The following is a 3,648-nucleotide window of genomic DNA, read 5'->3' on the forward strand; positions in this document are numbered from 1 at the left end:
AATCTGCCCGTCTCCTCGGTATTCCATTTCGTATAACTCATCTGGATTGTCGAGAGACTGCTTAAGGAATTTATACCTTAACAATTCTCCATTTTTATTCGTGGATCCTTCATTCATATATGCCACTTCCTTGTGAAATGCATCCATGCTTTTCTCTAAGGTTGGATATACCGGTAGATATCCCTCTGAATATCCTTCATCATCCCTGTAGTAACAGTTATACATGTAGACATATTTCCCAACCGGCTCATCCTGTAAGAATTTATGTATCATCTCATCTACTGTTTCCATGTAAAGATTGAGGCATTCATGAAGACTTGTCCATCCCATGTCATATCCTTTGGGTGGTTGTCCGCAATCCGACATGGTCTGAATGAGTTCCTGCCAAAGTAGCTTTTTTTCTTCGTAAGACAGTCTGTGACACTGGTATATGAGCCACGCTATTTCCAAGGAATTGAACTTATAATCTTGATTCCTTAAGTACTCTCGTATGTCTTTGGAATTGATTAGTGTGAAAACATCCATTGTATATTCCTTTATTTCGGGTTGATTAAATTATTCTGGTCATTCTCTTTCAATTACCTGTGTCGAATAATCCCACCAACTGATTGTAGTATCCTTAGCCAGGACTTGTTCCAGGTATTTCTTCCTGAAAACCCTTAGAAGAACTTCAACATCAAATTTTCCTTTCATATAATTGCTGAGTACTTTTAAAAAATCCTCTTCCGGTTTTAATGGCTCTCTATAGAACTCATAATCCATATAATTATATGGGTGATCGTAATCTATTCCGTAATTAGGAAACGCCATGTATACAATGCCATTCATATCAGTGTTATCCCGATAGGTTTTATCTACATCTGGAGAATCCCAGGTACATAAATGCTTTAATACAAAGCGCTCGTCACAATATCGATCAAAAACGCCTTTGCAATTTGGAATCCAAAGGATATCCCCCTTTTCAAAAGGTGTCGGGAATTCCAAGTAGAGTTCCTCGAAAAAATTCGGGATAGGATTGTGTTCATCGGGATTCTCATATATATCAAGTATTTGTCCATCAATACGATATGTTACCTCTATGTAATGATATGGATTATCAAGAGATTGTTTTTTGATTTTAAATGAGAGAACCTCATCTCCATCTTCAGACTCTTCTTGAAAATCAGCAAGACATAATTCCAAAGAAGGAAAAATCGCATAATAATCTTCTGTACATTCCTTTTCATAAGACCCGTACCTATAGCTGTACATGTAGACGTTCTTATGATCCGGTTCATCATTTAAGAATATCTGTATTTTTTGATCAAATACCTCAATATACTGCCTGATGCTTTCATGAAGACTTTTAGTTTCCGTTTCATAACTTCTCTGTGGTAAAGTGCAGTCTGGCATAGTCTGTATAAGCTCTTGCCACATCGCCCTCTTTTCTTCGTATGACAAACTGTGACATTGATATATGAGCCAGGCGGTTTCTAGAGAATTAAATTCGTAATTTATCTTATGCAGATATTGGCGAATGTCTTTAGAGTTTATCAAGGAAAAAACGTTCATATTATTCTTCTCATCTATATTTGCATTTTTCTACATATTCAGAAAAAGAAGAGCATATGAGTCTTTTCTTATCTCTTTGTAAAAGATAAATATTACCCTTTTCGTCGCCAATAATTAATTTTGCATCAATTCCAAGATCTTCTATTACGAACATGTTTTTGGGGAAAAATTTATTTACTTCCTTTTCCTGTTCTGTAGCTTCAATAACATTTAAATATCCGTCTATATTTAAACCACATAGCTCAACTCCATTGAATCTAATAGCACCATAGGTACTAAGATATTCCTTATAATCCTCCGGAAACTGTATACCTAATTTATTCTGAGCATCTTTAATTTCTTCTTTTGTACACCCACCTATAGACTTCAATCCCTTTATACCTGAAATTAGATCTATTATTTTGCTCATAAACTGTAACCTCCGTTCTAGAGTCTATTCTTCCAGTATTCTTCTCTTTCGTTGCTCCAATTATTTCCTTCTCCGTGAACCTCTGTTATCTTGGCCTTATCATGAAGAATGGTATCATTACCACCTGTTCTATGTTCTATAAATGTCAGTTCAGCTAATGGTGAATCTGAACGTTGTCCAATATGATGTAACTGTATAGGTTTTCCTGTTTTATCAAGAGGAGAATAACCTTCGGATACTCTTTCTCTATTAGTCATTCCAAATTGATCTTTTTTATCCCAATCTATGTCTGTTCTCATAAGGCATTTCTTGCCATAAACCTCTCCTTCAACAAGGCCAGCATCCTTATATATTTTATATTCATCAATGGATTTGATATAATCAACAATTTTATCTGACCATCCAGTTTCCTTTTTTATAAGATCCTTCTCATCTTGTGTTAAACCTTCCTTGGTCGAGACATTTTCGACAACTTTATCTTCGTTTGTTGATTCTATAGGTTTAGAAAAAATATCATCCCAAAACTTCTTTCCAGACTCATATGGTAAATTTTTTGATTCTTTAATATCTTTTGACTTATAGTCAGAAGTATCAGATTTTTTAAATAAATCATCGATGAAATTTCTTGCCTCATTAACAGAAATGCTACTTTCAGGTTTTATATTCTTGAAGCCTTCAGATATAGGGTTTTTCACTTCTTCTAATTCTTTTCTACTTGATATCTCATTCATCAAAATATACCCCCGTTTTGTCTGTATACTTCAGCGAATCGGCACAATATATCATTATATTCTGCATTTCTGTAAGACAATTCATCCACAAGCAAAGTCATGACAAGGTTAATCTGTTCACTTGAGTAATCCTTGATTTCAGGTGATAGTTTTTCAGCAACAGAATGAGCCCAACCAATAATATCATCACAATGCTTTGATTCTTCTACTGCTTTATCAGCGTTTAAAAATTCATAAATCAAAGATCTGAGTGAGTTAACTGCTTCTTCATTTCCCGACTCAATATAATCGATAAATTTACATTTAACATTGGTATCAAGCTTTGCCCTTAAGACAGCCATTCTTAGCTTCTGTATATCTACTCGATCTCCTTTCCTATATAGTTCTTTCGTCATTATACAATCCAGGACAGATTTAGAAACCTTTTTGGTATCTATAGAATCTGGATCATTATATCCATCAGTTATAGAATGACTATCGGTTGAATTATCTTCATACTTATCGATTTTACAAAGTATAGGTTCAACCCAATTGTTTTGCGATATTGCAGCAACACCCTGCTCAAGTTTTACCAATTCTTCAATTTGTTCATTATTTAATCCTGCCGCTTTACCTACCAATTCTCTATCAGAGAAATCCGGTAACCGCATAATGATTTTTGTATTTGTATTTCTGATAACTGAAAGATCGAGCATTCCTGGTGATTGGTCAGCGATTATGAATCCCTCACCATATGTACGCATTTCAGCTATAGAATTAGCTAACATTTCTACGGATTTCCCAAGAAGATTAGCAGATTCATTAGACTGTTCTGTTGATGTTCGCTTTAGTAGATTATGTGCCTCTTCAAGAATGGTTACATGTTTAAGGCCTTCATTAAAATCGGCACCATTTTCTCGCTGATCCATACGATGTTCTTGCAATCTTAGAACCAACAATCCCATAATAAGAGCTTTT

General features: G+C 34.7%; 5 protein-coding genes. All 5 read right to left on the reverse strand.

Going from position 1 to position 3,648, the window contains the following annotated elements:
• Window positions 1–525, reverse strand: a 525-nt coding sequence (locus T357_RS19655; RefSeq protein WP_044917411.1) for a hypothetical protein, incomplete at its 3' end; no start/stop codon positions are given.
• Window positions 526–564: 39 nt separating this feature from the next.
• Complete coding sequence (locus tag T357_RS0118275) at window positions 565–1,551, reverse strand: hypothetical protein (RefSeq protein WP_031555831.1); 987 nt, start codon at window positions 1,549–1,551, stop codon at window positions 565–567.
• 10 nt (window positions 1,552–1,561) lie between these two features.
• The gene (locus T357_RS0118280) at window positions 1,562–1,960 is read right to left on the reverse strand and encodes an SMI1/KNR4 family protein (protein ID WP_031555834.1); all 399 of its coding nucleotides are present in this window, start codon (window positions 1,958–1,960) and stop codon (window positions 1,562–1,564) included.
• Between the two features lie 17 nt (window positions 1,961–1,977).
• Window positions 1,978–2,691, reverse strand: coding sequence for an HNH/ENDO VII family nuclease (locus T357_RS0118285; RefSeq protein WP_049962554.1), 714 nt, complete (start codon window positions 2,689–2,691; stop codon window positions 1,978–1,980).
• On the reverse strand, window positions 2,691–3,648 hold a 958-nt coding region (locus T357_RS21950), incomplete at its 5' end, for an ATP-binding protein (RefSeq protein WP_031555841.1). The genes T357_RS21950 and T357_RS0118285, both read right to left, overlap by 1 nt.

The sequence above is a fragment of the Oribacterium sp. FC2011 genome, from assembly GCF_000701645.1.
In the GTDB taxonomy this organism is placed as follows: Bacteria; Bacillota; Clostridia; order Lachnospirales; family Lachnospiraceae; genus Oribacterium.

What these genes read in the sequence shown, in the direction of transcription:
- T357_RS0118275 (WP_031555831.1), bottom strand. Translation starts at nt 1,551, where the DNA reads ATGAACGTTTTTTCCTTGATAAACTCTAAAGACATTCGCCAATATCTG.
- T357_RS0118280 (WP_031555834.1), bottom strand. Translation starts at nt 1,960, where the DNA reads ATGAGCAAAATAATAGATCTAATTTCAGGTATAAAGGGATTGAAGTCT.
- T357_RS0118285 (WP_049962554.1), bottom strand. Translation starts at nt 2,691, where the DNA reads ATGAATGAGATATCAAGTAGAAAAGAATTAGAAGAAGTGAAAAACCCT.